The following is a 26,231-nucleotide window of genomic DNA, read 5'->3' as shown; positions in this document are numbered from 1 at the left end:
GGGGGGGGGGGGGGGGGGGGGGGGGGGGGGGGGGGGGGGGGGGGGGGGGGAGAGAGAGAAATGAGCGTGCGTGCACTGGTTCGTGTGATGAGCGTGATGGTGGTGGTGTTCCTTTTGCTGTTCGGGGCGTCGACCGCGGGTGCGCAGGAGTTGGCGGCTCCTGTGGATCGAGTCGAGGTGTCGACGGGCTCCTACAGGCTCGAGCTGGTCATGGACCGGCCCCTCACGGCCGCGCAGGTGGCCCGGTATGAGCAAGAGCTTCGCGGCATGCTCCGCCACGAGCAGCAGGTCGATGGGCCGGTGGACATGGACTGTGGCGCAGTCTTCAGTCCTGCGGACGAGAACGGGCGAGCACGCATCGAGCGGATCTGCGATCGGAGGCAGCTGAGGTGGACGTACCGGATTTCCTCGCAGGTGCGCATGATCATCGTTGGCCCGGTCACGGAGACGGGGTTGTGGTACTTCATCAACGGGGTGCGGCAGCCGCGGAACTCTCCGCACGTCGAGCCGTCCGACTACCTCTTCCACGGTACGATGAGTGGCGTCGATGCCGGCGTACAGGTTGACTTCCAGGACTACCTCACGTTCCGTCACAACATCGGGCCTGGCGGGGCTGGGTCGATCACGTTCGCTGGATCTGCCAGGATGGTCTGATCGTCCATCGACGTGGTTGAGTAATCCTGCAGCTGTCCGGCGCTCATCGAATATTTGGGGGCATAATGGTACGCGGGGTTGTCCGGGAGTGGCATCGCGACGATGGATGGGGAGTCATTGAATCGCCGGAGACGCCAGGTGGATGTTGGGTCCTATATTCGCACATAGACATGCGTTCACCTGCAGAGCTTGCTGTTGGCCAGCAGGTTGAATTCACGTTCGAGCAGGTCACCTCGCAGGACGGGTATCGGTGGCGTGCGATCACCGTGCTGCCCGATGGCCCTGTTTCGTCGAGTGACCGCCATGAGGTTCCCGATGGGCGAGGGGCTTTTCGTAGTTCCTTGCGGATCGAGTTCGACGAGTCGGACTCGAAAAATTCTGGCCCGGGTCGGTAGACGAAGAGGACGCTGGAAGAAATTTGGGCTGTCCGGGCTCAGTGGGTCATCAAGCTCGCCGAGGACGGTGCGGAACTCGCCTGTGTCGATCGCGCGGATCCGCGCCTGACGCGGCCGAGGCTGAGCCGGCCGCCGCCCTCGCCGCCGAGCGCTGTCGCCCGAGCGCTGGGTGAGCCTGGCGTTGCCGTCGACGTGAAGGTCTAGCGTCGCTGACGTGCGGATCGGTGAGTTGGGGCGACGCGCCGGGGTGAGCACCCGGGCGCTGCGCCACTACGAGGAGCTGGGACTGCTCGAGGCGCGGCGGCGGGCCAACGGCTACCGCGACTACGACGAGCGCGACCTGCAGGTGGTCGCCGAGATCCGGTCGCTTGTCGAGCTGGGGTTCGCGCTCGACGAGACGCGCCCGTTCGTCGAGTGCCTACGGGCCGGGCATCCCACGGGGGCGAGCTGCCCGGACTCGCGCGCCGTCCAGCGCCGCAAGCTCGCCGAGGTGGACGAGTGGATGGCGCGGCTGTCGGCCGTGCGCCGCGAGCTCGTGGCCCAGCTCGGCGATCCGCCCGTCCCGCGGTGCGCGGTGACACCCGACGAAACCTGGGAGAACCGATGATCCTCTCCGTCTCGGACGCCACGTTCGAGGAGCTGGTGCTGCACGCCGAACTGCCGGTGCTGCTCGACTTCACCGCCGACTGGTGCCCGCCGTGCAAGATGATCAAGCCGGTGCTGCGCGAGCTCGCCGAGGAGCTGGCGGGGCGGCTCGTCGTCGCCGAGCTCGACGTCGACGCGAACCCGGCCACGGCGCGCGACGCAGGGGTGCTCGGGATGCCGACGCTCAGCCTCTACGTCGGCGGGCGGGTGGTCACGCAGGTCGTGGGGGCGCGGCCGAAGGCGTCGCTCCTGCGGGCGCTCGACGAGCACCTCTCGCTGCCTGCGGCCTGACGGCCCGCACCACGACGGCGAGCCGGCAACCGTTCGGGTGGGGACTCGAGCCAACTGCGTCGCGGTCGCGGGCGCCACTCACTACGGTCCGCCGCATGGACGTGCCCGAGGTCGTACGGGCCAAGGCTCTGCAGGCGGGTGTCGGCGCCTGGCTCGGCGAGCTCCCCGACCTGGTCGCCGGGTTGGCGGGGGACTGGGGGATCACTGTCGGGCGCGCGTTCGGCGACCCGACAGAGGCCTACGTCGCCGAGGCCGTGCTCGCCGACGGCACTCCTGCGGTGCTGAAGCTGCTGGTCCCGCGGCCGGGCCTGGCGGCGGACGAGATCACGGTGCTCCGGCTCGCGGACGGCGCGGGGTGCGTGCGGCTGCTCGCGTCCGACGTCGAGCGCAGCGCGTTGCTGCTCGACCGGCTCGGGCCGTCGCTGTACGAGCTGGGCGTGCCGCTCGAACGCCGCCTGGAGGTCATGTGCGACCTGGTGGTCCGGTTGTGGCGTCCGGCCCCGGGCGCGGACCTGCGCACGGGCGCGGAGAAGGGGTGGTGGCTCGTCGAGCACATCGAGGCGATGTGGGCGCAGCTCGACGCGCCCTGCTCCCGCGCGGCCGTCGACCACGCGCTGGCCTGCGCGGAACGGCGCATCGCCGCTCACTCGCCGGAACGGGCGGTACTGGTGCACGGCGACGTCCACCGGTGGAACACCCTGCAGACCCGGGACGGCGGCTTCGCGCTCGTCGACCCGGACGGCCTGCTGGCCGAGCCCGAGTACGACCTGGGGGTCCTCATGCGGGAGGACCCGGTCGAGCTGATGGCGGGCGACCCGCGCGAACGTGCCCGCTGGCTCGCCGCGCGCACCGGGTGCGACCCGGTGGCGATCTGGGAGTGGGGCGTGATCGAGCGCGTGTCGACAGGACTGCTGGCCACGGCGATAGGCCTGCAACCGGCAGGTGTGCAGATGCTGAGGGCAGCAGACGCGATCACTGACGCCACCTTGGAGCCGTACTGCTGATTTCTCGTCGGCTGGACAGCAGTAAGGCTCCAAGGTGGCGTCAGTCGGTCGTGTGAGGTGGTTCCCTCCTCAGGCCCTTGAGCCGATCATCGAACACGTGTTCGACTCTTCCGGTGGGCTGGAACAATCCGGATGTCTCGTGGAACGAGCTGGAAGCGGCGCTGTCGGGGCGCACGCGGGACGTGCCGAACCTCGCGGGTCCGCCCGACGGCGGTGACGGTCCGGCGTGGTCGCGCAAGCGGGAGCCCTACGTGGCGCCACCGGTCGGCGAGCCCGGCGAGCGCGTGCCGTACGCCGAGCTGCACTGCCACTCCAACTTCAGCTTCCTCGACGGCGCGAGCCACCCGGAGGAACTCGTGGAGCAGGCGGCGCGGCTGGGCCTGGACGCGATCGCGCTCACCGACCACGACGGCATGTACGGGGTGGTCCGGTTCGCCGAGGCCGCGGCCGAGCTGGGCGTGCGCACGGCCTTCGGCACCGAGCTGTCCCTGGGGCTGTCCGCCGCGCAGAACGGGGTGGCCGACCCGGAGGGCAGCCACCTGCTGCTGCTCGCGCGCGGCCCGGAGGGCTACCGCGCGCTCTGCCGCACGATCAGCACCGCGCAGCTTCGCGGGCAGGAGAAGGGGCGCCCGGTCTACGACCCCGACGAGGTGGTGGCCGACACCGCGGGGCAGGTCGTGGTGCTCACCGGCTGCCGCAAGGGCAGCGTGCAGCAGGCGCTGCGCACGGGCGGACGCGACGCGGCCGGCAAGGAGCTGCGCCGGCTCGTCGAGCGGTTCGGCGCCGACCACGTGGCCGTCGAGCTCACCCACGCCGCGCTGCCCACCGACACCGAGCGCAACGACGCGCTCGCCGAGCTCGCCCGCGACGCCGGCCTGCCCACGGTGGCCACCACGGCGGCGCACTACGCCACGCCGCGCCGGTTCCGGCTGGCCACGGCGCTGGCCGCGGTGCGGGCGCGGCGCAGCCTCGACGAGGCCGACGGCTGGCTCCCGGCGGCCGGTACCGCCCACCTGCGTTCCGGCGCGGAGATGGCCGCGCGGTTCGACGCCCGCTACCCGGGCGCGGTGGCGCGGGCCGCGGACATCGGCACCACCTGCGCGTTCCCGATCCGCCTCGTGGCGCCGGACCTGCCGCCGTTCCCGGTGCCGCCGGGGCACGACGAGGCGAGCTGGCTGTGGGAGCTGATCCGGCGCGGGATGGCCCAGCGCTACGGCAGCCACGCCGAGCACCCCGAGGCCATCGAGACGGTGCGGCGCGAGTTCGAGATCATCACGCAGAAGAACTTCCCCGGCTACTTCCTGATCGTCCACGACATCGTCCAGTTCTGCCGGCGCGTGGACATCCTCTGCCAGGGCCGGGGCTCGGCGGCCAACTCGGCCGTCTGCTACGCCCTGGGCATCACCAACGTCGATGCCGTGGAGATGGGCCTGCTGTTCGAGCGGTTCCTGTCCCCGGCCCGGGAGGGCTACCCGGACATCGACCTCGACATCGAGTCCGGCCGCCGCGAGGAGGTGATCCAGTACGTCTACGCCACGCACGGGCGCGGCTGCGCCGCCCAGGTGGCCAACGTGATCAGCTACCGGCCGCGCTCGGCCGTGCGGGACATGGCGAAGGCGCTGGGGTTCTCGCCGGGCCAGCAGGACGCGTGGAGCAAGCAGATCGAGCAGTGGGGCGGCCCGGTCGCCACGGCACCCGGGGGAATGCCGGACCAGGTCGTCGGGCTGGCCAACGAGCTGCTCGGATTCCCGCGCCACCTCGGCATCCACTCCGGGGGCATGGTCATCTGCGACCGGCCGGTGTCGGAGGTGGTGCCCGTCGAGTGGGCCCGGATGCCCGGCCGCACCGTCGTGCAGTGGGACAAGGACGACTGCGCGTACGCCGGCCTGGTCAAGTTCGACCTGCTCGGGCTGGGCATGCTCACCGCCCTGCACCTGATGATCGACCTCGTCGCCGAGCACCACGGCAGGCGGGTCCGGCTGCACGAGCTGCAGCCCACCGACGAAGCCGTCTACGCGATGCTCGCGCGCGCCGACTCGGTCGGGGTGTTCCAGGTGGAGTCCCGCGCGCAGATGGCCACGCTGCCCCGGCTGAAGCCGCGCAAGTTCTACGACCTGGTCGTGGAGGTGGCGCTGATCCGGCCCGGCCCGATCCAGGGCGGCTCGGTGCACCCCTACGTCCGGCGGCGCAACGAGCTGGAGGACTGGGACTACGAGCATCCCCTGCTCAAGGGCGCGCTGGAGAAGACGCTGGGCGTGCCGCTGTTCCAGGAGCAGCTCATGCAGATCGCGGTGGACGTCGCCGGCTTCTCCGCCGCCGACGCCGACGAGCTGCGCCGCGCGATGGGCTCGAAGCGCTCGGAGGAGAAGATGGAGCGGCTGCGCGACCGCTTCTTCGCCGGCATGGCGGCCAACGACATCACCGGTGAGGTCGCCGACGGGATCTTCCGCAAGATGATCGCGTTCGCCAACTTCGGGTTCCCGGAGAGCCACGCGATCAGCTTCGCCTCGCTGGTCTACTACAGCGCCTGGTTCAAGCACTACTACCCGGCCGCGTTCTGCGCGGCGCTGCTCAACTCCCAGCCGATGGGCTTCTACTCACCCCAGTCGCTGGTGGCCGACGCGCGCCGGCACGGGGTGCTCACCCGCGGCGCCGACGTCAACCTCGGCCGGGCCGACGCCGTGCTGCAGCCCGACCCGCTCTCCGCGGGCGGGCAGGCCATCCGGCTCGGCCTCGCGGAGGTCCGCGGCATCGGGGAGGAGCTGGCCGGGCAGATCGACGCCGAGCGCGACCGCGGCGGTCCCTACCGCGACCTCGCCGACCTCGCCCGACGCGTGCGGCTCACCGTGCCGCAGGCCGAGGCGCTGGCCACGGCGGGCGCGTTCGGCAGCTTCGGGATCGACCGCCGCTCCGCGCTGTGGGCGGCCGGGGTGGTGGCGGCCGTGCGACCCGAGCAGCTGCCGGGCACCGCCGTCGGGATGGAGGCCCCCGCGCTGCCCGGGCTCACCGACGTGGAGCTCACCGCCGCCGACGTGTGGGCCACCGGTGTCTCGCCCGGCGCCCACCCCATGCAGCACCTGCGTGAGCGGCTCGACGGCCTCGGCGCCGTCCGCATCGACGGCCTCGACGCGATCGGTCGCGCCGTCCCGCCCGGCGACTCCGAGCACGTCATGCCGCGGGTGCTGGTCGGCGGGCTCGTCACCCACCGGCAGCGGCCGGCGACCGCTCGCGGCGTCACCTTCGTCAACCTGGAGGACGAGAGCGGCATGCTCAACGTCACCTGCTCGGAGGGGCTGTGGGCGCGCTACCGCACGGTGGCGGTCAGTAGCTCGGCGCTGCTGGTGCGCGGGCGGCTGGAGCGCAGCCCGGAGGGGGTGCTGAACCTGGTGGCCGACCGGCTGCAGAAGCTCGCCCTCACGGTGCCGGTGAAGTCGCGCGACTTCCGCTGACGCGCCCGCACACCGACTCGTGTCCTGACACACCGACTGCAGTCGATGTGTGAGCACCACAATCGGTGTGCGAAGGCGACACGGTCCCGGCGGCCCCTGACACACCGACTTCGGCGTGAGACACCGACTTCGGCGTGAGACACCGACTTCGGCGCTGACGCACCGACTGCAGTCGGTGTGCCAGCGACGTAGTCGGTGCGTGAGTGGCGGAGTCGGTGTGCCAGCCGGGGCTCAGGCGGGCAGCTCCAGCGTGCGGGTCAGCGGCACGCCGGGCCGGTAGGCCAGGTGCCGGTAGGACGGCGCGGCCAGGACGCACAGGTCGGCGCGGGCGCCGATGCCGAGGTGGCCGACGTCGCTGCGACGGAGCGCGGCCGCGCCCCCGGCGGTCGCGGCCCGGACCGCCTCGGCGGGCGTCATCCGCATCTCCCGCACCGCCAGTGCCACGCAGAGCGCCATGGACGACGAGAAGCACGTGCCGGGGTTGCAGTCGGTCGCGAGTGCCACCGTGACGCCGGCGTCGAGCAGGCGGCGGGCGTCCGGGTAGGGCTGGCGGGTCGAGAACTCGACGCCCGGCAGCAGCGTCGCGACCGTGTCGCCGGACGCGAGCGCGTCGACGTCGGCGTCGGTGAGGAACGTGCAGTGGTCGACGCTGGCCGCGTCCAGCTCCACCGCGAGCGCCACGCCGGGGCCCGGCCCGAGCTGGTTGCCGTGCACGCGCAGGCCCAGCCCGGCGTCCCGGCCCGCCACCAGCACCGCGCGGCTCGCGTCGCCGTCGAACGCGTGCGGGGACGCGGGCTCGCAGAACACGTCGACCCACCGCGCGTGCGGGGCGCAGGCCGCCAGCATCGGCCCGGTGACCAGCGCGACGTACTCGTCGGTGCGGCCGGTGTACTCGGCGGGCACCACATGGGCGCCGAGGAAGGTCGTCTCGGCGGTCACCTCGCCGGCCAGGCGCAGTGCGCGCACCTCGTCGGCCGTGGTGAGGCCGTAGCCGCTCTTGACCTCGACCGTGGTGGTGCCCTGCGCCCGCATCTCCGCGACCAGCTCGCGCAGGCGGGCGCGCAGCACGTTCTCGCCGGCCTCGCGGGTGGCGCGCACGGTGGAGGCGATGCCGCCACCGTCGTAGGGGACGCCCGACATCCGGGCCTCGAACTCCGCGGAGCGCTCCCCGCCGAACACGAGGTGCGCGTGGCTGTCGACGAAACCCGGCAGCACCGCGCGACCTCCGACGTCCACGCGCGCGTCCGCTGCGGGCGCCGCGGCGGCGGGACCGACCCACGCCACGGCGCCGTCCTGCACGACGAGCGCCGCGTCGGGCACCAGTCCCAGCGGACCGTCTCCCAGCGACCCGTCGTTGGTGACGAGCTCGCGGATACCCGTGACGAGCGTGCTCACGATCCCTCCCAGAACGGTGCGATGGCGGCGGCGAGCAGCGCGCCCACGTCGCCGAGGACGTGCTGCCGGTCGCGGACGACGACGCGGCCGTCCACCACGACGGTGCGGACGTCCTCGGCGCTCGCGGCCATCACGACCTGCTCGGGTGCGACGCCCGCGGTGCGGGGCGAACCGAGCGCGATCGCGACGAGGTCGGCGCGCTGCCCGGGGGCGATCCGGCCGGCGTCGGGCCAGCCCAGGCAGTGGTGCGCCGTGAGCGCGTCGACGAGTGCGGCGGCCGGGAGGCGGCCCCGCTCGCCGGAGGCCAGCCGCTCGTGGCACTCGACGAGCCGCGCTTCGGCCAGCAGGTCGACCACGGCGTGCTGGTCGGTGCCGACGGCCAGCGGCGACCCGGCTGCCCGCAGCGCGCGGAACGGACCGATGCCGTCGGCGAGGTCGGCCTCGGTGCTGGGGCAGGCGCAGACGTTCGTGCCGGATCCACCGAGCAGCGCGATGTCGGCCTCGGACAGGTGCGTGGCGTGGACGGCGGTGGTGGCCGGCCCGAGCACACCGTGCTCGGCGAGCAGCGCGGTGGGTGTGCGCCCGTAGAACGCCTGGCACGCCGCGTTCTCCCGCGGCTGCTCCGAGAGGTGCACGTGCAGCGGGCGACCCGCGGCGGCCGCCGTGACGTCCGCCAGCTGGTCGGCCGGAACGGCGCGCACCGAGTGCACCGCGGCGCCGACCCGCGCGTGAGCGTGCTCGCCGAAACCGTCGACGCGGGCCGCCCACGCCGCGGCGTCGCGGTCGCCGAACCGGGCCTGCACGTCGTCCAGCGGGGTGTGGCCCGTGACGTCGAGCCCGCCGGCCAGGTAGCAGGTGTCCAGCAGCGTGAGCCGGATCCCGGCGTCCGCCGCGGCCTGGACGAGCGCCGCGCCCATCGCGTTCGGATCGGCGTAGGGCGCGCCGCCCGGGCCGTGGTGCAGGTAGTGGAACTCGCCGACGCACGTGACGCCGGCCAGCGCCATCTCCGCGTAGGTGGCACGGGCCAGCGCGAGGTAGGTGTCCGGGTCCAGCCGGGCGGCCACCGCGTACATCCGTTCCCGCCAGGTCCAGAACGTGCCGCCGGCGTCGTGCGTGCGGCCGCGCAGCGCCCTGTGGAAGGCGTGGCTGTGGGCGTTGGCGAAACCGGGCAGCACCAGGCCGGGTAGCCGTGCGTCGCCCGGCGCGGCGTCCACCCCGGTCTCGACGTCCGTGATCCGGCCGTCCGCGACGACCACCCGGACCCGCGGCACCGGGCCGCCGTCGATCCAGGCCCGCTCGCACCAGTACGTCACGCCAGCTCCTCCAGCACGCGGGCCAGGGCGGCGACGCCGTGGTGGCAGTCGGCGGGCTCGGCGTGCTCGTGCGGGGAGTGGGAGACGCCGGTCGGGTTGCGCACGAACAGCATCGCGGTGGGGATCCCGGCTGCGGCGAGGATCCCGGCGTCGTGCCCGGCTCCCGTCGGGAGGACGGGGGCGCCGCCGAGGAGGGTGGCGAGCCGGTCCCGCAGGCCTGCGTCGAAGGTGGTGGACGGGGTGAAGGACTCCTCGACCGGCTCGACGCCCGCGGCCGCGCCGACCGCGGCGACCACGGACCGGACGTCCGGCTCGCCGGGCCCGCGCGCGTCGAGCCACGCGGTGACCGCCGACGGGATCGCGTTGACGCCGTTGGGCTCGACCGCGAGCTTCCCGATCGTCGCCAGGATCTCGTGCTCGGTGGCGGCCGAGCGCGCCGCGGCGATGGCCTCGGCCAGCCGGAGCATCGGGTCGTCGCGGTCGGCCAGCAGCGTGGTGCCGGCGTGGTCGGCGCGTCCCCGCAGGTCCAGGCGCCACCGGCCGTGCGGCCAGATCGCGGCGGCCACCCCGACGGCCGCCCCGGTGTCGACGAGGGCGCGCCCTTGCTCGACGTGCAGCTCGACGAACGTGCCCACGCGGCGCAGGGTCTCCTCGTCCTTTCCGACCCGGCCCGGGTCGTGGCCCGCGGCCGCCATCGCCTCGGCCATGGAGGTGCCGTCGGCGTCGGACAGGGCGCGGGCGCGGTCCGCGTCGAGCACGCCGGTGAGGATGCGGCTGCCCGCGCAGGCCACCCCGAACCGGGCGCCCTCCTCGTCGGCGAAGACCGCGATCCCCAACGGCCGCCTCGGTGCCCAGCCGCGGGCGCGCAGGGCGTCGAGCGCGGCGAGGGCCGAGACGACGCCGAGCGGCCCGTCGAAGGCTCCGCCGTCGGGCACCGAGTCGAGGTGGCTGCCGACCACCAGGCCGGGCCCGTCCGCGTCCGGGTCGCCCGCCCAGGCCCACAGGTTGCCGGCGCGGTCGGTGGTGACGTCCAGCCCGCGGGCCTGTGCCGCGCCCGCGAACCACCCGCGCAGTGCCGCGTCGGCGCTCGTCCAGGCGAACCGGCGGTAGCCGCCCGAGCGGGCGTCGCGGCCGACCGGTTCGAGCTCGGCCCACATCGCGTCGAAGGTCATCGCGCACCCGCCTCCTGCCCGACGACGCCGGGCGGGTAGATCATCTCGGCAGGCACGTCGGTCGTCCGCCTGGCCCACGGGTGGTAGACGGCCGCGGTGACGATCAGGCCGACGATCCACGAGATGTCGGCGCCACCGAGCAGTTCGGTGACCGGACCGGTGTAGAGCGCCTGCGCCATGAACGGGATCTGCGCGAGCACACCGACGCCGTAGGAGACGAGCGCCACGCGGTTCCACCGCCCGTAGCGGGCGTCCGGGTCGTAGAGCGCGGGGACGTCGACCCGCTCCCGCGAGACCAGGTAGTAGTCGATCAGGTTGATCGCGCTCCACGGCGTGAAGACCATCAGCAGGGCCAGGATGAACTGCCGGAAGTTGTCCAGGAAGTTCGCCGACGCGAGCAGCGCGATCAGCACCGACACCAGGAGGAACCCCGCGATGAAGGCCACCCGTCCCGGGCGCGACACCCGGACGGCGCGCGTCACGGACGTCACCGTGGTGAGCAGGCACATGAATCCGCCGTAGGCGTTGAGGCAGTTCACGGTCAGCTTGCCCACCACGATCACGAGGAAGATCGCGATCGCCGCGGCGCCACCGCCGCTGAGCTCGCCGAGGAAGCCCACCTGCTCGTCGAGGAACTGCGTGCCGGGGATGGCCGCGATCAGCGCCCCGAACGTCATCGACCACTGCGAGCCGAGCACGCTCCCCCAGAGCGTCGAGTGGAAGGTCATGCGCTCGCTGGTGTGGCGGGGCAGGTAGCGCGAGTAGTCGGCGACGTAGGGGCCGAAGGTCAGCTGCCAGCCGGCACCGAGGGAGATGGCGAGCAGGAAGGTCGAGGCCTCGAACGGGACGACGCCGAGCAGCGACCCCACGTCGTACCCGGTGAACAGCCGGATCCCGAGGTAGGTGAAGCCGACGATCCCGACGACCGTGGCGAGGCGCCCGAGCATGTGGATGTGGCGGTAGCCCAGCGTCGCCACGATCGCGGTGAGGACGCCGAAGGTGATGATGCCGACCGCGGGCGCCTCGACGTGCAGGATCTCGTTGACGGCCTGCCCCGCGAGGACCGTGCCGGTGGCGGCGAAGCCTAGGTACAACAGCACCACGAGGACGAGCGGGACGACGGCGCCGAACACCCCGAACTGGGCCCGGCTCGAGATCATCTGGGGGAGACCGAGCCGCGGCCCCTGCGCGGAGTGCAGCGCCATCACGCAGCCGCCCGCGAGGTTGCCGATCAGCAGCCCGACGATCGCCCACAGCGCGTCGGCCCCGAACACCACGGCCAGCGCCCCGTCGACGATCGCCGTGATCTGCATGTTCGCGCCGAACCAGAGCGTGAACTGGCTCAGCGGCGAGCCGTGCCGCTCGGCGTCGGGGACGACGTCGATGGAGCGTGCCTCGATCCGGCTCACTCCGCGGCGCTCCCGGTCATCGGCACGCGCAGGCCGTGCACCTGCGCCGTCTCGGCCGCCGTGTCGTACCCGGCGTCGACGTGGCGCAGGACGCCGGTGGCGGGGTCGTTGGTGAGCACCCGCTCGATCTTCGCCGCGGCCAGCTCGGTGCCGTCGGCCACGGTGACCTGCCCGGCGTGGATCGACCGGCCCATGCCGACGCCGCCGCCCTGGTGGATCGACACCCACGTCGCGCCGGACGCCGTGCTGACCAGCGCGTTGAGCAACGGCCAGTCGGCGATGGCGTCGGAGCCGTCGGCCATGCCCTCGGTCTCGCGGTAGGGGGAGGCCACCGAGCCGGTGTCGAGGTGGTCGCGGCCGATCACGATCGGTGCGCTGATCGCCCCTGAGGCCACCAGCTCGTTGAACCGCAGCCCGGCGCGGTCGCGCTCCCCCTGCCCCAGCCAGCAGATCCGCGCCGGAAGCCCCTGGAACGCCACGCGCTCGCGGGCCGCCCGGATCCAGCGGTGCAACCGGTCGTGATCGGGGAAGAGCTCGAGCACGGCCTCGTCGGTGACGGCGATGTCGGCCGGGTCCCCGGACAGGGCCGCCCACCGGAACGGGCCCTTGCCCTCGCAGAACAGCGGGCGGATGTAGGCGGGCACGAAACCGGGGAAGGCGAACGCGCGGTCGTAGCCGCCCTGGCGGGCCTCGTCGCGCAGGGAGTTGCCGTAGTCGAACACCTCGGCGCCCGCGTCGAGGAACCCGACCATCGCCTCGACGTGGCGCGCCATCGACTCGCGCGCCCGGTCGGTGAACTCCTCGGGCTTCTTCGCGGCGTAGTCGTCCCAGTCGTCGAGGTCGACGCCGTCGGGGAGGTAGGACAGCGGATCGTGGGCCGAGGTCTGGTCGGTGACGATGTCGACCTCCACCCCGCGGCGCAGCAGTTCCGGCAGCACCCGTGCGCAGTTGCCGACGAGCCCGACCGACAGCGCCCGCCGCTCGCGCCTGGCCGTCTCGCAGCGGGCGACGGCGTCGTCGAGATCGGTGGCCAGCTCGTCGAGGTAGCGGTGCTCGACGCGGCGCCGCAGCCGGGCGGCGTCGACGTCGATCACCAGGCAGACACCGTCGTTGAGCGTGACGGCGAGCGGCTGCGCGCCGCCCATGCCGCCGCAGCCGCCGGTGACGGTGAGGGTGCCCGCGAGCGTGCCCCCGAAGCGCTTCTCGGCCACGGCGGCGAACGTCTCATAGGTGCCCTGCAGGATGCCCTGGGTGCCGATGTAGATCCACGAGCCCGCGGTCATCTGCCCGTACATGGTCAGCCCGAGCTTCTCGAGCCTGCGGAACTCCGGCCAGCTCGCCCAGTCGCCGACGAGGTTGGAGTTGGCGATCAGCACCCGCGGCGCCCACTCGTGCGTGCGCAGCACCCCGACCGGACGGCCGGACTGCACGAGCATCGTCTCGTCGTCGGCGAGCGTGGTGAGCGTGGCGACCATGGCGTCGAACGAGCGCCAGTCGCGGGCCGCGCGGCCGGTGCCGCCGTAGACGACGAGGTCGTCGGGCCGCTCGGCTACCTCGGGGTCGAGGTTGTTGCAGAGCATCCGAAGCGGGGCCTCGGTCTGCCACGAACGGGCTGTGAGTGCCGTGCCGCGTGCGGCTCGGACCGGTCGGGCGCCTTCCACGGTGTTCCTCTCGCCGATGAGAACTCCCTGCATGGGACACCCGCGGCGGCCCGTTCCACCATGGCTGCACACGCATAGGTGTCCGGGATCCCGGACAGTTGCTACGGTCGCCGCCGTGCCCCGTCCGGCGAAGGTCCCCGCGGCCGAGCAGGTGCTGGCGATCCTCGGCCACCTGGCCCGGCAGGCCGGTCCGCTGCCCGCCGCGGCGATCGCCCGCGACCTCGACCTCCCCCGATCCACCGCGTACCAGCTGCTCGGCGCGCTGGTGGACCAGGGATTCGTCGTGCACCTCTCCGACGAGCGCCGCTACGGCCTCGGGGTGGCGGCCTACGAGCTCGCCACCGGATACGCGCGGCAGGCGCCGCTGCAACGCGTGGCCCGGGTGCCGCTCGCCCGGCTCGTCGACGTCACGGCGCACACCGCGCACCTCGCGGTGCTGCACGGCAGGGAGGCCGTCTACGTGATCGAGGAGCGCGCGCCGGGCCGCCCGCCGCTGGTCACCGACGTCGGGGTCCGGCTGCCCGCCCACCTCACCGCGAGCGGGCGGGCGATGCTCGCGGCCCTGCCCGCAGCCCAGGTGAGGGCGCTGTTCCCGCAGCCCGACGCCTTCGTGACCCGCCACGACGAGGGCCCCCGTTCGCTGTCGGCGCTGCGCAGGCTGCTCGCGGAGACACGGCGTTGCGGCCACGCCGTCGAGGAGGGGGAGGTGACACCGGGTTTCGTCTCGATCGCGACGGCCGTCCTCGACCACACGCGCCACCCGGTCGCCGCAGTCGCCGTGACCGTGCCGAGATCCGAGCTGAACGCACAGCTGCACGAGACGGTCCTCGCGGAGGTAGGCCGCACGGCACGCGCCATAGCCGCCCGGATCAGCGCCCGCAGCCCGACGTGATCGCGGTCCGCCTACTGCACACACCCAGCAGCCACTTCACACAAGGCCCGCCGTGTGTGGAGTGCACGGTGGGTGTGTGCAGTGACGCTGCTGGGCCGTGGGAGGGTCCCCCGGTGGACTTCGGGGACGATTGCGAGTACGCCGATCTCGATCTCTCCGACGTGCGGGCGGGTGACTCGTCGTGGCGGCGGCGCCGGTTCTCGCGCTGCAGCTTCGCCGACGCCGACCTGCGGGGCCTGGTCACCGAGTCCTGCACATTCGACGAGTGCGACTTCACCGGCGCCGACCTCGGTGACTCCGTGCACAAGGGCAGCGCGTTCCGGACGTGCACGATCGTGCGGGCCACGCTCGGCGGATCCGCGTTCCGCGGCTGCTCCCTGCTGGGGACCTCGCTGATCGACTGCCGGCTGCGCCCGATCACGTTCACCGACTGCGACCTGACGCTGGCCGCACTCGGCCGGGCCGACCTGCGCAGGACGGACCTGTCGGGACTGCGGCTGCGCGAGGCGAACCTCGTGGAGGCCGACCTGCGGGAGGCCGACCTGCAGGGCGCCGACCTCACGGGTGCGCGGCTGCTGCGCGCCCGGCTGGAAGGTGCCGATCTGCGGGGCGCCCGGCTCGGCGCGGACGCGATGGTGCAGGCGGGCCTGGCCGGCGCCACCGTCGACGTCGAGCAGGCCATCGCCTTCGCCGCCGCCCACGGCCTGCGCGTCGCCTGATACACCGACTACTGGGCTCGCGCACCGACTGCAGTCGGTGTGCGAGCACCACGATCGGTGTGTGAGCGAGGCGGGCGCACACCTCGGCGGCGCACCGGCCGATGGACGACATCGCCGGGGCTGGGAGGATGGGCACCGTGACGGCGACGGTGATGGACGGCAAGGCCACGCTGCAGGAGATCCTGGGCGAGCTGGCGGGGCGGGTCGAGAAGCTGCAGGCTGCGGGCGTCGCGCCGGGGCTGGGCACGCTGCTCGTCGGCGACGACCCGGGCTCGCACTCCTACGTGCGGGGCAAGCACCGCGACTGCGCCAAGGTCGGGATCACCTCGATCCAGCGGGAGCTGCCGGCCGACGCGAGCCAGGCCGACGTCGAGCGGGCCATCGACGAGCTCAACGCCGACCCCGCCTGCACCGGGTTCATCGTGCAGCTGCCGCTGCCGAAGGGTCTCGACTCCGGAGCGGCGCTGGAGCGGATCGACCCGCTGAAGGATGCCGACGGGCTCGCGCCGGTGAGCCTCGGGCGGCTCGTGCTCGGCGAGCCGGGACCGCTGCCGTGCACGCCGCGCGGGATCGTCGAGCTGTGCCGGCGCTACGGGGTCGACCTGAAGGGCGCGCGCGTCACCGTGGTCGGCCGCGGCGTGACGGTGGGTCGCCCGCTCGGGCTGCTGCTCACCCGCCGCTCCGAGAACGCCACCGTGACGCTCTGCCACACCGGCACGAAGGACCTGGCCGCCGAGGTGCGCCGCGCCGACGTGGTGGTGGCCGCTGCCGGCGTGCAGGGACTGATCACCGCGGACATGGTCGCTCCGGGTGCCGCGGTGCTCGACGTCGGCGTCACGCGTACGGACATCGGCCTGGTCGGCGACGTCGCGCCCGAGGTGGCCGAGGTGGCCGGGCTGCTGGCCCCGATGCCAGGTGGCGTCGGCCCGATGACGCGGGCGATGCTGCTGACGAACGTGGTGGAAGCAGCCGAACGGGCAGCTGGGGGATGACGGTGTCGGACCTGCGCTCGCGGCTTCCGGTGCACGCACCGCTGACGTTCGTGCTGCTCATCGCGGCCGCGGGCATGGTCAGGACCCTCACCCAGCACTGGAGGGAAGGCGCGGTGCTGCTCGGCGGCGCGCTGATCGTGGCCGCCGTGCTGCGGGTGCTGCTGCCCACCGACCGGGTCGGGCTGCTCGCGATCCGCAGCCGCCCCGTGGACGTGCTCTGCTACGGCGGCCTCGGCGTCGTCATCTCCGCGCTGGCGATGACGATCACAGCGAGCCTGCTCAACGGAGGCTGACGCAGGCATGATCGGGTCATGACCGACCGCTCGGAACGGATCGTGGCCACCCTCGTCGACGCCTTCTCCGACCTGATGACGGCTGACCCGGCTGCGTTCCGGACGAAGTTCCGCAAGATGGCGGCCGATCCGTTCGCCTTCTACCGCGGCAGCGCGTGCCTGTTCTACGCCGACGTCGCGCTCCGGGACGACCCGTGGGCGGACGAGCGGACCAGCCGGATCTGGATCCAGGGCGACCTGCACGCGGAGAACTTCGGCACGTACATGGACGGCGACGGCGTGCTGATCTTCGACGTGAACGACTTCGACGAGGCCTACATCGGGCACTTCACCTGGGACGTCACCCGGTTCGCGGCGAGCATGGCCCTGCTGGGCTGGCGCAAGGCGATCTCCGACGACGACATCACGATCCTGGTGCAGCGCTACGCGCGCTCCTACCTGGACCAGGTGCGGACCTTCGTCGACCAGGCCGACGACCGCAGCTTCTCGTTGCGCCTGAACACCACCGAGGGTGCCGTCCACCAGGTGCTGGAGCTGGCGAAGCTGCGCACCCGCGTGGGGTTGCTGGACGGCATCACCGAGACGGAGGGCTTCGACCGGGTGCTGCGCGAGGTGCCGGGCCTGCGGCGCCTCGAGGACGCCGAGCGCACCGCGGTCACGGACGCGTTCGAGCGCTACCTGGAGTCGATCCCGCCGGCCAAGCGGCAGCGCGGGGTGGCCTACACGGTGAAGGACGTGGCGGGCCGCTCCGGGTTCGGCATCGGCAGCGCGGGCCTGCCCGCGTACACGGTGCTGATCGAGGGCTACAACCAGGCGCTGGACAACGACGTGGTGCTGTCGATGAAGCAGGGCAACGTCGCGGCGCCGTCGCGGGTGGTGACCGACCCGGCGGTCGCGGGCGCGTTCCGGCACCACGGGCACCGCACGGCGGTCTCCCAGCGGGCGCTGCAGGCCCACGCCGACCCGCTGCTGGGCTGGACCGACCTGTCCGGCGTGGGGTTCGTCGTGAGCGAGGTGTCGCCGTACGAGGCGGACCTGGACTGGTCGGAGCTCACCGAACCGGCGGAGATCGCGCCGGTGGTGGACTCGCTGGGCCGGGCGACCGCGAAGGTGCACTGCGTCGCCGACTCCGACTCCGACGACTCGCTGGTCCCGTTCCAGACGGAAGAAGCGATCATGCAGGTCGTGTCCGGGCGGGAGGACGAGTTCGTCGCGTGGGTGGTGGAGTTCGCCCACGAGTACGCGGCGCAGGTGCGGGCCGACCACGCCCTGTTCGTCGACGCGTTCCGGCACGGGCGGATCCCGGGAGTGGCCGCATCCGTCGGGCCGTGAGTGGATACAGGGGTGCGGGAGCACCCGTATCCACTCACGGCGGGGCGTAGAGCGTGCGGACGAGGTCCTCGATGGACGGCTCGACGACGGAGACGTCGCGCAGCTCCACCCGCGCTGCGACCGCGGCGATCAGCGCGGCGGCGGTGGTGTCGCCCGGCGCGAACACCAGCCGTTGGCGCAGGCCGTCGGCCTCCACCCGGACCTCGGCCACCCCGGGCAGGTCGGACAGCGGCGCGGCGGGTGCCACCAGCTCGACCACGACCTCGCGGGCGCCGCCGGAGCGGGTGCGCAACGCGTCGATGGCGTCGTCGGCGACCACCCGGCCGCCGCTCATCTCGGCATCGCGAGGACCGCGCCAGCCGTCGTCGCGCAGCCGTGGGTCGCAGTCGATGACGACGACCCGACGGCAGAGCCGCTCGACGTCGGGCAGGTCGTGCGTGGTGAGCAGGATCGTCACGCCGTCGACCAGGTTGACCTCCTGCAGGAACGTGCGCAGCCGTTCCTTGCTCACCAGGTCGAGCCCGACGGTCGGTTCGTCGAGCACCAGCAGGCGCGGGCCGTGGAGCAGGGCCGCGGTGACCTCGCCGCGCATCCGCTGGCCCAGGGAGAGCTGCCGGACCGGCACGTCCAGGAACGGGCCGAGCTGCAGCACGTCGACGCAGCGCTCCAGCCGCACGCGGTGCTCCGGATCCGGGACGCGGTGGATCGCTCCCAGCAGCGCGAAGCTGTCGCGCAACGGCAGGTCCCACCACAGCTGGCTGCGCTGCCCGAAGACGACGCCGAGGTGGCGGGCGAGCTCGCGGCGCTGCCTGGCGGGCTCGAGCCCGCAGACCCGCACCCGGCCCGCCGTCGGGACGAGGATCCCGGTGAGCATCTTGATCGTCGTCGACTTGCCGGCTCCGTTCGGACCGAGGAAGCCCACGGCCTCACCGGCCGCGATGTGCAGGTCGACGTCGCTCACCGCGACGACACGGCGCCCAGCGCGACGGCGGCCGACGGTGAACTCCCGACGCAGGTTCTCGACTTCGACAACGGGCTCCGCAGCAGCGGTCATGATCCGGTTCCCTGGTAGTGGCGGACGGCGGTGCGCCAGACGAGCGCCGCCACGGCCACGGCGGCGACGGCGACGAGTGGCGAGGCGTAGCGCAGGGCGTGCGGCAACCCCAGCGGGTCGGGGCGGTCGAGCAGCGCGAGGGTCGGGAAGTACGCGACGAACGCGGACGGCACGGCATAGCACAGCAGGCGGCGCAGCCAGGGGCCGAACACGGTGATCGGGTAGGCGGTCGTGAGGGTGGAACCGTAGGTGAACGCGTTGGCCAGCTCGCGGCCCTCGACGACCCAGAACGACACCGCGCAGGTCGCCACCCAGATCGAGCTGGTGATCGTCGCGCCGATGAGGGGCGTGACCAGGACGAGCAGTGTGTTCAGCGGGGTCGGCTCCACCTGCCCCTGGGCGAGCACCGCGACGAGCACGATCACGCCGACGGCCACCCGGCCGAGCCGGCGCAGCTGCAGGTCGCTCGTGACGAGCTGGGGGAGCACCCCGAGCGGCCGTGCCAGCAGCACGTCCAGCTCACCGGTGCGGATCCAGCGGGGCAGTTCGTCGAGCTGCCCGACGGCGAGGTCGGCGAGCCCGAACGCGATCCCGGAGAGCGCGTAGATCAGCAGGACCTCGTCGCGGGCGAAGCCACCCAGTGTCTCGACCTGGGCGAACACGGCGAGGATCACGACCAGCTCGCCGGCCTGGGCGAGTGCCTGCCCGAGGACGTCGAGGCCGAACGACACGGGGTAGGCGAGCTGGCTGCGCACGCGGGAGCCGAGGATCCGCAAGTAGACGGGAGTGCGGTCAGCCACCCTGCACCACCAGCTTGCGGGTGGCCCGTGCGAGGACGAGCTGCCCCGCGGCCAGCGCCACGGCGGCCCAGAGTGCCTGGTGGGCGAGCAGGGCGACCGGGTTCCCGCGCTCGCTGAACACATCGATCGGTGTCTGCAGCATGGCCGGGAACGGCGTGGCGTAGAGCGTGATCCGCAGGGTGTCGGAGAAGAAGGCGAGGGGGACCGTCAACCCGCACAGCACACCCGTGGCGGAGGCGTAGACGGTGGCGACGCCGCGGGAGTCGAGCAGCCAGAACGTGGTGAGGTCGAGGAGGAACCGCATCGCGAAGCTGATCACCACCGCGAGGGCGGTCGACACCGCGAAGAGCAGCACCGACCACGGGTTCTCCGGCCAGCGGAACGGCAGCACGAGCGCGCCGAACGCCACCGGCGGGGCGAGCCGGACCAGCACGGCGTGCCCCGCGCGGCCGAGGTCCTGCGCCAGGAGCGCCACCTGCAGGTTCCAGGGCCGGGAGAGGTCGACGGCGATGTCCCCGGACCGCACGCGCAGGGCGAGCTCCCGGTCCGGCCAGAGCAGGACCACCGCGAGCAGCCCCTGCCCCAGCCAGACGAACGTGCCGGTGTCGGCCGCGTCGTAGCCCGCGGCGCTGCCGGTCTCCCCGACGACGGCGAGCAGCACAGCGACCCGCAGGAGCCCGAAGACGGTGTTGGTGAACAGACCGGCGAGGCTTGCGGCGAGGTAGGTGGAGTGGCGGCGGAAGCCTGCCCTGACCAGGCGGAGGTAGGGCCTGAGCACGTCGGTCGACGTTACGGCCCCCCGCAACCGGTTTTCCGGTCTCCGGCGCCTCAGGCGAGGCCGGCGTCGTGCACGAGGAGCGCGACCTGCGTGCGGTTGCCCAGGTCCAGCTTCGTGAGCACGTGCGACACGTGCGCCTTGACGGTGGCCACGGTCATGCCGAGGCCGGCGGCGATCTCGGCGTTCGACCGGCCGCGGGCCAGCTCGAGCGCCACCTCGTGCTCGCGCGGGCTCAGGGCGCGCAGGGTGCGGGCCGCGCGGTCGGCGTCGCCCGCCTCCGCGGTGACCCGGGCCATCAGCCGCCGGGTGACGGCCGGCGACAGGATCGGCTCGCCCGCGGCGACCCGGCGGACCGCCTCGACGATCTGCGGCGGCGGTGTGTCCTTGAGCAGGAAGCCGCTCGCACCAGCGCGCAGCGCGCGCACCACGTTCTCGTCGGTGTCGAACGTGGTCAGCACGATCACCTCCGGGGGCCGTGGGCGTGCCCGCAGCCGTTGGGTGGCCACGATCCCGTTGACCCGCGGCATCCGCAGGTCCATCAGCACGACGTGGGGCGCGTGCGCGTCGACGATGGGCGGCACCTCGTCGCCGTCACCCGCCTCGCCGACGACCGCGATGCCGTCGGCGCCGTCCAGCATCATCGTCAGGGCCCCGCGCACCAGCGGGTCGTCGTCGACGACCAGCACGCGGAGGCTCACGGCGGCCACGGTAGTGCGGCGTGCAGCCGGAATTCCCCACCAGGGGTGATCTCGTGGCCGAGGGTGCCGCCGGCCAGCTGGGCGCGCTCGGCCAGCCCGACGAGGCCGGTGCCGCTGCCGGGCGGTGCCGCGGGCGGTCCACCGGGCAGCGGGTTGCGCACCTCGATCAGCAGCCCGTCACCGGGCCCGCCCTCGAGCAGCACGTGCGCGGCGGCGCCCGGTGCGTGCTTGCGGGCGTTGGTCAGGCCCTCCTGCACGATCCGGTACGCGGTGCGCCCGGCGATGTCGGGGACGGCGGCCGCGTCCGGGATGCGGTCGTCGACCCGCACGTCCACGCCGACGTCGCGGGATTCGGCGAGCAGCGCGGGCAGGTCGGCGAGCACCGGCTGCGGGCGGTCGGTCGCGGGGTCGGTGCCGTCGGCGCGCAGGACGCCGATGACCTCGCGCAACTCCTCGAGCGCCTGGTGCACGCCGGCGCGCACCACACCGGCCGCCCGCGCGATCTTCTCGGGCGGGGCGTCGGGCCGGTACTCCAAGGCCCCGGCAGAGGCCGCCACCAGGGAGAGCCGGTGGGCGAGCACGTCGTGCATCTCCCGGGCGATGAGCGTGCGCTCGTGGGTGCGGGCGGCGGCTACCCGTTGCGCCTGCTCGGCCTCGGCGCGCCGGGCCCGCTCGCGCAGCGAGGCGAGGAGCGCGCCCCAGGCCACCAGCGCCGCGTGCGCCGCAAGGGCCAGTACCAGCCACCACTCGAAGTCCAGGCCGGCCGTGGGGCGCCAGAGCCCCTGGAGGGCGTGGCCCGCGAACCCCGCGGCACCGGCGGCGATGGCCACGACCAGCGGGCGGCGTTGCGCCACGAGCACGACGGCGCAGGTGGCCGGTGGCGTCGCGACCGGGGAGATCGCCGCCAGGACCGCGAGCACGAGCACCACCGGCACCGGCCTGCGCAGCAGCAGCGGCAGCGATGCGCAGGCGAGCACGGCGACGGTGACGTCGAGGGCCAGCAGCCCGCGCGCCGCGCTGTCGTCGAACCGCGACACGAGGGTCAGGGCGGCGAGGATCCCGACCGCGACGACGAGCACGACACCGCCGCGACCCTGCCCGCAGTCCTCGTCCCTCCCGGTCACCCGCACGACCGGAGCGTAGAGCGGCACGGGGAGCGCGGACACCGACCGAAGTCGTAGGCCGGTGCTACCGGTTGCCGATGTGGCGCGCGCCCGGGACCGGCCACAGTGCCGCCATGACCGCGACCCCTCGGACCGCCGGTGCCGCCGCCCGGGCCCGTGCGGCCTGGTACGACACTCGCTCGGCGCTGCTGGGCCCCTCCGGGGACGCACCGCGACGGCGCCGAGCCGCGCGGACGCTGCTGCTCGGCCTCGCCGCTCCGTTGGTGGCCTACTACGTGCTGCGCGCCGCCGGCGTGCCGGACGTGGTCGCCCTCGCCCTGGGCGCGGTGCCGCCCGCCGTCAGCGCCGTGCTGACGGCCGTGCGCGAGCGGCGGGTCGAACCCGTCGCGGTGCTCGTGCTCGCCGCGGTGGTGCTGGGGCTCGCCGCGACCGCGATCACCGGTGACCCGCGCGAGCTGCTCGTCCGCCACGCCTGGTTGAGCCTGCCGTTCGGGCTCTGGTTGCTCGTGTCGCTGCGGGGCTCACGGCCGTTCTGCTTCGCCGCCACCCGCACGCTGCTGCCGCACCGGGCGGCCGCGCTGGACGAGCTGTGGACGTGCGATGCGGCGTTCCGCCGGGCGTGGCGGCAGATCACCGCGGTGTGGGCCGGCGGGATGCTGGCCGACACCGCACTGCGCGTGCTGATGGCCTCGACGCTCCCGGTGCCGGTCGTACCGGCGCTCGACACCGCCCTGACCGTGACGACACTGCTCGTCCTCCAGGTGCCGACGCACCTGCTCCTGCACCGCTCCGGCTGCTGGGACCTGATCTTCCGCCCGTACGTCCGACGAGGAGCCGGCCATGACCACCGCCACTGACCGCTCGACCCTGCCCGCCCGCGCCGGGGCCGTCGCCGCCGCGGTGCTCGCCGCGCTGGCCGTCTGGGTGCTGGCCGTCCCGGTCCTGGGGGCCGCACCGGCCGCCGTCCCGATCGGCGGGCCCGTGCAGGAGGTCGGGCCGGTTGCCGTGGCCGCGGGGTCCCTGTGCGCAGGCTTGTCCGGTTGGGCCCTGCTGGCGGTGCTCGAGCGGCGCGCGGCCCGACCGCGGCGGAGCTGGACGGCCGTCGCGATCATCGTGCTCGTGCTCTCGCTCGTCACGCCGCTGCTCGGGGGCGTGGGATCGGCGGCCACGGTCACTCTCGCAGCCATGCACGTCGTCGCGGGCGGCGTGTTGATCGCGCTGCTGCCACGCCGGTGACGAGCACCGTCGCGCTGCCCGGGAAGGCGGAGCACCTCGCGCCGAGGACGTTCCGCGCGGGGACCGTTCGGCCGTCGCCACACCGGTCCGGGCGCCCACCCGGGCGTACGCCGCGGTCCGGCTGCGACCGCGTGGACCGATAACGGCTGGAGGCGGGTCCCGCCGACCTCCTACCGTGCCGGGGTGCCGGCTTGGTTGTGGGCGCTCGCTTCTGCGGCGTTCGTGTTCTTCACCGACGACTACGTGATCGCGGGGGTGCTCCCCGAGATCGCAGCCGAGTTCGCCGTCACGGAGGCGGTCGCCGGCCAGCTGATCACGGTCTTCTCGTTGACGGTCGCGATCGCGGCCCCGGTCGCCGCGGTGGTCACGGCGTCGTGGCCGCGCCGCCGGCTGTTGCTCACGGCGTCCGCGGTCTTCGTCGCGGCGAACGTCGCCGCGGCGCTCACGCCGTCGTTCGGGCTCCTGATGGCGTTGCGGGTCCTCGCCGCGCTCGCGGCGGCCGCGGCGACGCCGACCCTCTTCGCGGTCACCGCGGCACTCGCACCGGAGGAGCGCCGAGGCCGGTACCTGGGCGTCGTCTCGATCGGGGTGACCGGGTCGATCGCCGCGGGCGTCCCGATCGGCACCTGGATCGGCGGTGAGTTCGGGTGGCGGGCGACGTTCGCCACGATCGCGGTGGCCGGCGCCCTCGCCGGGCTCGCCATCCTCGCGAGCGTGCCGGCGACGCCGAGCGGACCGGTACCCCGGCTCGGCGAGCAGTTCGCCGTCCTCGCCCGGCGGCCGATCACGCTCGGGTTGCTCGCCAACGCCGTCACGCTCGCAGGCAGCATGTTGCTGCTGAGCTACCTCGCCCCGTTCGTGCGAGAGCTGTCCGGGACCGGTCCGGACGGCCGGGCGCTGCTGTTCGCGGTCTCGGGGGTCGCGGGGATGCTCGGGGTCTGGCTCGGCGGGCTGGCCGTCGACCGCGTCGGGGCGGACCGCGCGCTGTTGATCGGCATCGGCGGCCTGGTGGCCGTGCTCGCCGTGTTCGCCGGCCTGTGGTTCGTCCGGCCGGTTCCGTTCTGGCTGGTCGTTCCGCTCTCCGTGGTGTGGGCCGGGTTCGCGTTCTGGAACTCCCCGGCGATCCAGGCCCGCCTGCTCACCCTCGCCGGCCCGGTCGGCGGACAGGCGCTGGCGCTCAACACCACCGCGACCTACCTCGGGGTGTCACTGGCCGGGGCGCTCGGCGGAATGGTGCTCGCCGGCGTCGGCCCGGGCGGGCTGGCCCCGGTCGCCGCCGTGCTCGTCGCCGCGTCGTGGGTGGTGTTCCGGCTCGCGGTGGTGGACGCGCGTACGTCCCGGAGTCCGACCGGGCACCGGTAGGTGACCTCGAACGATCACGTGAGCGCCCCGTCCGGCGGGGCCCTCAGCAGTCGCGCATGACCCGGGCGATCTCCTCGGGTCCGAGCGCGGGCACCGGCAGCGGGTGCGCCGCGGAGGCCCGCAGGCCGTCGAGGACGAACCCGAGGTGGCGGCGCCACGCGTCGTTGCGGACGTCGGCCGTGGCCGCGATCGTGCGGGTGATCGACCAGGTCACGAACGCCATGTCGGGCAGTTCGAAGTCGGGGCGCAGGTCCCCGCTGTCCTGAGCCCGGGCGACGATCCGCGTCATCAGCTCGTGGCCGCGCCGGTGGCCCGCCGTCGGGGCTGCCTGCGGGACGCTGCGGGCGGAGAGGTCGTTGTAACCGCGGTCGGCCGCCTGCATCCGGCAGACCTGCTCCACGAAGTGGGCGAACCCGGTCCAGGCGTCCTCCATCGACAGCGCGTGCTCGGCGAGGCTGATGACCGTCTCGGCACGGTCGGCGAATACGGCCGCGACGAGGTCGGCGCGCTGCGGGAAGCGGTTGTAGAGCGTCCCGATGCTCACGCCGGCGCGGCGGGCCACCTCGTCGAGCGCGACGTCGAGCCCGCGCTCGGCGAACACCGCGCGCGCGGCCTCGACGAGCCGCTCGCGGTTGCGCTGGGCGTCCTTGCGCAGGGCCACGGGTCCTTCCCCGGAAGTTGACGACGTCCTCATGTTAGCTGATAGCGTGGCAGCGTACTTGAGGGGTTCCTCAACTTTGTTCGAAGGGGATGCGCATGACCGCAACGCGCAAGGTGATCGCAGTGCTCGGCGCCGGACCCGGGCTCGGGATGGCGATGGCCCGCCGGTTCGGGCGGGAGGGGTTCGCGGTGGCTCTGGTGTCGCGCAGCGGGACACGGCACGAGGGCTATCGGGCCGAGCTCGCCGCGGAGGGTGTCGAATCGCGCAGCTACGCCGCCGACGTGACCGACGGGGTGCAGCTGCGCGCCGCGCTCGATCGGATCACGGCGGATCTCGGCGCGATCGACACGGTGTACTTCGGCCCGGTATCGCCGGACGCCGGTGCGTCCCTCGTCCCGCTGACCACGGCGGACGGAGCCGCGGTGCGCCGCCCGTTCGAGTCGGTCGTGGTACCCGCCGCCGACCTCGTCGCCGCCGCGCTCCCACCGCTGCTGGAGCGCGGCGAAGGCGCGCTGTTCTTCGGCGGCGGGCTCAGCGGCGTGCAGCCGATGCCGATGCTGGGCAGCCTGGCCCCCACCGCGGCGGCGCTGCGCATGTACGTGCTCACGCTGCACGAGGCGCTGCGCGACAGCGGCGTGCTCGCCGGGATCCTGACGATCGGCGGGCTCGTCGAACGCGGCGACATCCACCGGGCTTTCACCGAGCACGCCGCGGCGCACGGCGGGCCGGTGCCGGCCACGCTCGACCCGGACGAGATCGCCGCCGCGGCGTGGTCGATGTACGTGGACCGCGACCGCGCGGAGGAGGTGTTCGACGTGTTCACGGCGGCGACGTGACCGCCACCGAGGTTCAGGAAAGCCACATTCATGAACCTGCAGGCCCTGAATGTGGCTTTCCTGAAC

At 73.5% G+C, this 26,231-nt stretch carries 25 protein-coding genes; 14 read left to right on the top strand and 11 right to left on the bottom strand.

Annotated elements, in window-relative coordinates:
• Nucleotides 1-60: 60 nt before the first annotated feature.
• The 5 genes from CFP66_RS35225 to CFP66_RS35200 all read left to right on the top strand — a co-directional run bounded on the left by CFP66_RS35225 (nt 61) and on the right by CFP66_RS35200 (nt 6,438).
• Nucleotides 61-654, top strand: a complete 594-nt coding sequence (locus CFP66_RS35225) for a hypothetical protein (protein ID WP_143517464.1) — start codon at nt 61-63, stop codon at nt 652-654.
• A gap of 609 nt (nt 655-1,263) precedes the next feature.
• Nucleotides 1,264-1,656: a MerR family transcriptional regulator gene (locus tag CFP66_RS35215; RefSeq protein WP_094929652.1), complete on the top strand. Its 393-nt coding sequence runs from the start codon at nt 1,264-1,266 to the stop codon at nt 1,654-1,656.
• Nucleotides 1,653-1,985 (top strand): co-chaperone YbbN, encoded by a 333-nt coding sequence (locus tag CFP66_RS35210; protein WP_094929651.1) that lies wholly within the window; start codon nt 1,653-1,655, stop codon nt 1,983-1,985. The genes CFP66_RS35215 and CFP66_RS35210 overlap by 4 nt, the downstream gene beginning before the upstream one ends.
• Nucleotides 1,986-2,080: 95 nt before the next feature.
• On the top strand, nt 2,081-2,989 hold the full coding sequence (locus CFP66_RS35205) for an aminoglycoside phosphotransferase family protein (RefSeq protein WP_094929650.1): 909 nt from the start codon (nt 2,081-2,083) through the stop codon (nt 2,987-2,989).
• Nucleotides 2,990-3,102: 113 nt separating this feature from the next.
• Nucleotides 3,103-6,438 (top strand): error-prone DNA polymerase, encoded by a 3,336-nt coding sequence (locus CFP66_RS35200; protein ID WP_094929649.1) that lies wholly within the window; start codon nt 3,103-3,105, stop codon nt 6,436-6,438.
• Between the two features lie 231 nt (nt 6,439-6,669).
• On the opposite strand, the gene hutI is transcribed toward CFP66_RS35200, so the two are convergent.
• From hutI to CFP66_RS35175, 5 genes are read right to left on the bottom strand one after another with little or no spacing between them, the layout of a single operon-like run.
• A complete protein-coding gene (hutI, locus tag CFP66_RS35195) occupies nt 6,670-7,836 on the bottom strand; it encodes an imidazolonepropionase (protein WP_198961877.1) in 1,167 nt (388 codons plus the stop codon).
• Complete coding sequence (locus CFP66_RS35190) at nt 7,830-9,146, bottom strand: formimidoylglutamate deiminase (RefSeq protein WP_094929647.1); 1,317 nt, start codon at nt 9,144-9,146, stop codon at nt 7,830-7,832. The genes hutI and CFP66_RS35190 overlap by 7 nt, the downstream gene beginning before the upstream one ends.
• A complete protein-coding gene (locus CFP66_RS35185; RefSeq protein ID WP_094929646.1) occupies nt 9,143-10,318 on the bottom strand; it encodes an allantoate amidohydrolase in 1,176 nt (391 codons plus the stop codon). Before CFP66_RS35185 ends, CFP66_RS35190 begins: the two co-directional genes overlap by 4 nt.
• Nucleotides 10,315-11,727, bottom strand: a complete 1,413-nt coding sequence (locus CFP66_RS35180) for a cytosine permease (RefSeq protein WP_094929645.1) — start codon at nt 11,725-11,727, stop codon at nt 10,315-10,317. Before CFP66_RS35180 ends, CFP66_RS35185 begins: the two co-directional genes overlap by 4 nt.
• Nucleotides 11,724-13,388 carry a urocanate hydratase gene (locus CFP66_RS35175; protein ID WP_094929684.1) on the bottom strand — a complete coding sequence of 555 codons (1,665 nt, stop codon included), beginning with the start codon at nt 13,386-13,388 and terminating at the stop codon, nt 11,724-11,726. The genes CFP66_RS35180 and CFP66_RS35175 overlap by 4 nt, the downstream gene beginning before the upstream one ends.
• A gap of 115 nt (nt 13,389-13,503) precedes the next feature.
• On the opposite strand from CFP66_RS35175, the gene CFP66_RS35170 reads away from it, so the two are divergent.
• From CFP66_RS35170 to CFP66_RS35150, 5 genes are all read left to right on the top strand, one after another.
• Nucleotides 13,504-14,280, top strand: coding sequence for an IclR family transcriptional regulator (locus tag CFP66_RS35170; RefSeq protein WP_233159968.1), 777 nt, complete (start codon nt 13,504-13,506; stop codon nt 14,278-14,280).
• Between the two features lie 113 nt (nt 14,281-14,393).
• Nucleotides 14,394-14,999: a pentapeptide repeat-containing protein gene (locus CFP66_RS35165; RefSeq protein ID WP_369805242.1), complete on the top strand. Its 606-nt coding sequence runs from the start codon at nt 14,394-14,396 to the stop codon at nt 14,997-14,999.
• Between the two features lie 137 nt (nt 15,000-15,136).
• The gene (locus tag CFP66_RS35160) at nt 15,137-15,991 is read left to right on the top strand and encodes a bifunctional methylenetetrahydrofolate dehydrogenase/methenyltetrahydrofolate cyclohydrolase (protein WP_094929682.1); all 855 of its coding nucleotides are present in this window, start codon (nt 15,137-15,139) and stop codon (nt 15,989-15,991) included.
• Nucleotides 15,988-16,284 carry a DUF3017 domain-containing protein gene (locus tag CFP66_RS35155; RefSeq protein ID WP_094929643.1) on the top strand — a complete coding sequence of 99 codons (297 nt, stop codon included), beginning with the start codon at nt 15,988-15,990 and terminating at the stop codon, nt 16,282-16,284. The genes CFP66_RS35160 and CFP66_RS35155 overlap by 4 nt, the downstream gene beginning before the upstream one ends.
• 18 nt (nt 16,285-16,302) lie before the next feature.
• On the top strand, nt 16,303-17,616 hold the full coding sequence (locus tag CFP66_RS35150) for a DUF2252 domain-containing protein (protein ID WP_094929642.1): 1,314 nt from the start codon (nt 16,303-16,305) through the stop codon (nt 17,614-17,616).
• 34 nt (nt 17,617-17,650) lie between these two features.
• Here the strand turns inward: CFP66_RS35150 and CFP66_RS35145 are convergent, their stop codons facing one another.
• From CFP66_RS35145 to CFP66_RS35125, 5 genes are read right to left on the bottom strand one after another with little or no spacing between them, the layout of a single operon-like run.
• Nucleotides 17,651-18,670, bottom strand: coding sequence for an ATP-binding cassette domain-containing protein (locus CFP66_RS35145; protein WP_094929641.1), 1,020 nt, complete (start codon nt 18,668-18,670; stop codon nt 17,651-17,653).
• Complete coding sequence (locus tag CFP66_RS35140) at nt 18,667-19,470, bottom strand: ABC transporter permease (protein WP_094929640.1); 804 nt, start codon at nt 19,468-19,470, stop codon at nt 18,667-18,669. Before CFP66_RS35140 ends, CFP66_RS35145 begins: the two co-directional genes overlap by 4 nt.
• Entirely contained in the window at nt 19,463-20,248 is a 786-nt protein-coding gene (locus CFP66_RS49460; RefSeq protein ID WP_094929639.1) for an ABC-2 family transporter protein, read from the bottom strand. Before CFP66_RS49460 ends, CFP66_RS35140 begins: the two co-directional genes overlap by 8 nt.
• Before the next feature lie 50 nt (nt 20,249-20,298).
• Nucleotides 20,299-20,955 (bottom strand): response regulator transcription factor, encoded by a 657-nt coding sequence (locus CFP66_RS35130; RefSeq protein WP_094929638.1) that lies wholly within the window; start codon nt 20,953-20,955, stop codon nt 20,299-20,301.
• Complete coding sequence (locus CFP66_RS35125; protein ID WP_233159967.1) at nt 20,943-22,112, bottom strand: sensor histidine kinase; 1,170 nt, start codon at nt 22,110-22,112, stop codon at nt 20,943-20,945. The genes CFP66_RS35130 and CFP66_RS35125 overlap by 13 nt, the downstream gene beginning before the upstream one ends.
• 71 nt (nt 22,113-22,183) lie before the next feature.
• Here CFP66_RS35125 and CFP66_RS35120 point away from each other — a divergent pair, with 71 nt between their 5' ends.
• The 3 genes from CFP66_RS35120 (at nt 22,184) to CFP66_RS35110 (ending at nt 24,668) form a co-directional block, all read left to right on the top strand.
• Nucleotides 22,184-22,927 (top strand): VC0807 family protein, encoded by a 744-nt coding sequence (locus CFP66_RS35120; protein WP_094929637.1) that lies wholly within the window; start codon nt 22,184-22,186, stop codon nt 22,925-22,927.
• Nucleotides 22,911-23,306, top strand: coding sequence for a DUF6069 family protein (locus CFP66_RS35115; protein ID WP_094929636.1), 396 nt, complete (start codon nt 22,911-22,913; stop codon nt 23,304-23,306). Before CFP66_RS35120 ends, CFP66_RS35115 begins: the two co-directional genes overlap by 17 nt.
• Nucleotides 23,307-23,489: 183 nt before the next feature.
• Entirely contained in the window at nt 23,490-24,668 is a 1,179-nt protein-coding gene (locus tag CFP66_RS35110; RefSeq protein WP_094929635.1) for an MFS transporter, read from the top strand.
• A gap of 43 nt (nt 24,669-24,711) precedes the next feature.
• On the opposite strand, the gene CFP66_RS35105 is transcribed toward CFP66_RS35110, so the two are convergent.
• Nucleotides 24,712-25,329: a TetR/AcrR family transcriptional regulator gene (locus CFP66_RS35105; RefSeq protein WP_369805241.1), complete on the bottom strand. Its 618-nt coding sequence runs from the start codon at nt 25,327-25,329 to the stop codon at nt 24,712-24,714.
• A 95-nt stretch (nt 25,330-25,424) separates the two neighbouring features.
• On the opposite strand from CFP66_RS35105, the gene CFP66_RS35100 reads away from it, so the two are divergent.
• Nucleotides 25,425-26,165 carry an SDR family oxidoreductase gene (locus tag CFP66_RS35100; RefSeq protein ID WP_198961871.1) on the top strand — a complete coding sequence of 247 codons (741 nt, stop codon included), beginning with the start codon at nt 25,425-25,427 and terminating at the stop codon, nt 26,163-26,165.
• Nucleotides 26,166-26,231 lie beyond the last annotated feature (66 nt).

It is taken from the genome of Pseudonocardia sp. MH-G8 (assembly GCF_002262885.1).
Lineage (GTDB): Bacteria > Actinomycetota > Actinomycetes > Mycobacteriales > Pseudonocardiaceae > Pseudonocardia.
The sequence above is the reverse complement of the archived record's forward strand: the minus strand, read 5'-3'. Positions and strand labels throughout refer to the sequence as shown.

What these genes read in the sequence shown, in the direction of transcription:
- CFP66_RS35150 (WP_094929642.1), top strand. Translation starts at nt 16,303, where the DNA reads ATGACCGACCGCTCGGAACGGATCGTGGCCACCCTCGTCGACGCCTTC.
- CFP66_RS35145 (WP_094929641.1), bottom strand. Translation starts at nt 18,670, where the DNA reads ATGACCGCTGCTGCGGAGCCCGTTGTCGAAGTCGAGAACCTGCGTCGG.
- CFP66_RS35225 (WP_143517464.1), top strand. Translation starts at nt 61, where the DNA reads ATGAGCGTGCGTGCACTGGTTCGTGTGATGAGCGTGATGGTGGTGGTG.
- CFP66_RS35210 (WP_094929651.1), top strand. Translation starts at nt 1,653, where the DNA reads ATGATCCTCTCCGTCTCGGACGCCACGTTCGAGGAGCTGGTGCTGCAC.
- CFP66_RS35205 (WP_094929650.1), top strand. Translation starts at nt 2,081, where the DNA reads ATGGACGTGCCCGAGGTCGTACGGGCCAAGGCTCTGCAGGCGGGTGTC.
- CFP66_RS35155 (WP_094929643.1), top strand. Translation starts at nt 15,988, where the DNA reads ATGACGGTGTCGGACCTGCGCTCGCGGCTTCCGGTGCACGCACCGCTG.
- CFP66_RS35120 (WP_094929637.1), top strand. Translation starts at nt 22,184, where the DNA reads ATGACCGCGACCCCTCGGACCGCCGGTGCCGCCGCCCGGGCCCGTGCG.
- CFP66_RS35115 (WP_094929636.1), top strand. Translation starts at nt 22,911, where the DNA reads ATGACCACCGCCACTGACCGCTCGACCCTGCCCGCCCGCGCCGGGGCC.
- CFP66_RS35100 (WP_198961871.1), top strand. Translation starts at nt 25,425, where the DNA reads ATGACCGCAACGCGCAAGGTGATCGCAGTGCTCGGCGCCGGACCCGGG.
- CFP66_RS35185 (WP_094929646.1), bottom strand. Translation starts at nt 10,318, where the DNA reads ATGACCTTCGACGCGATGTGGGCCGAGCTCGAACCGGTCGGCCGCGAC.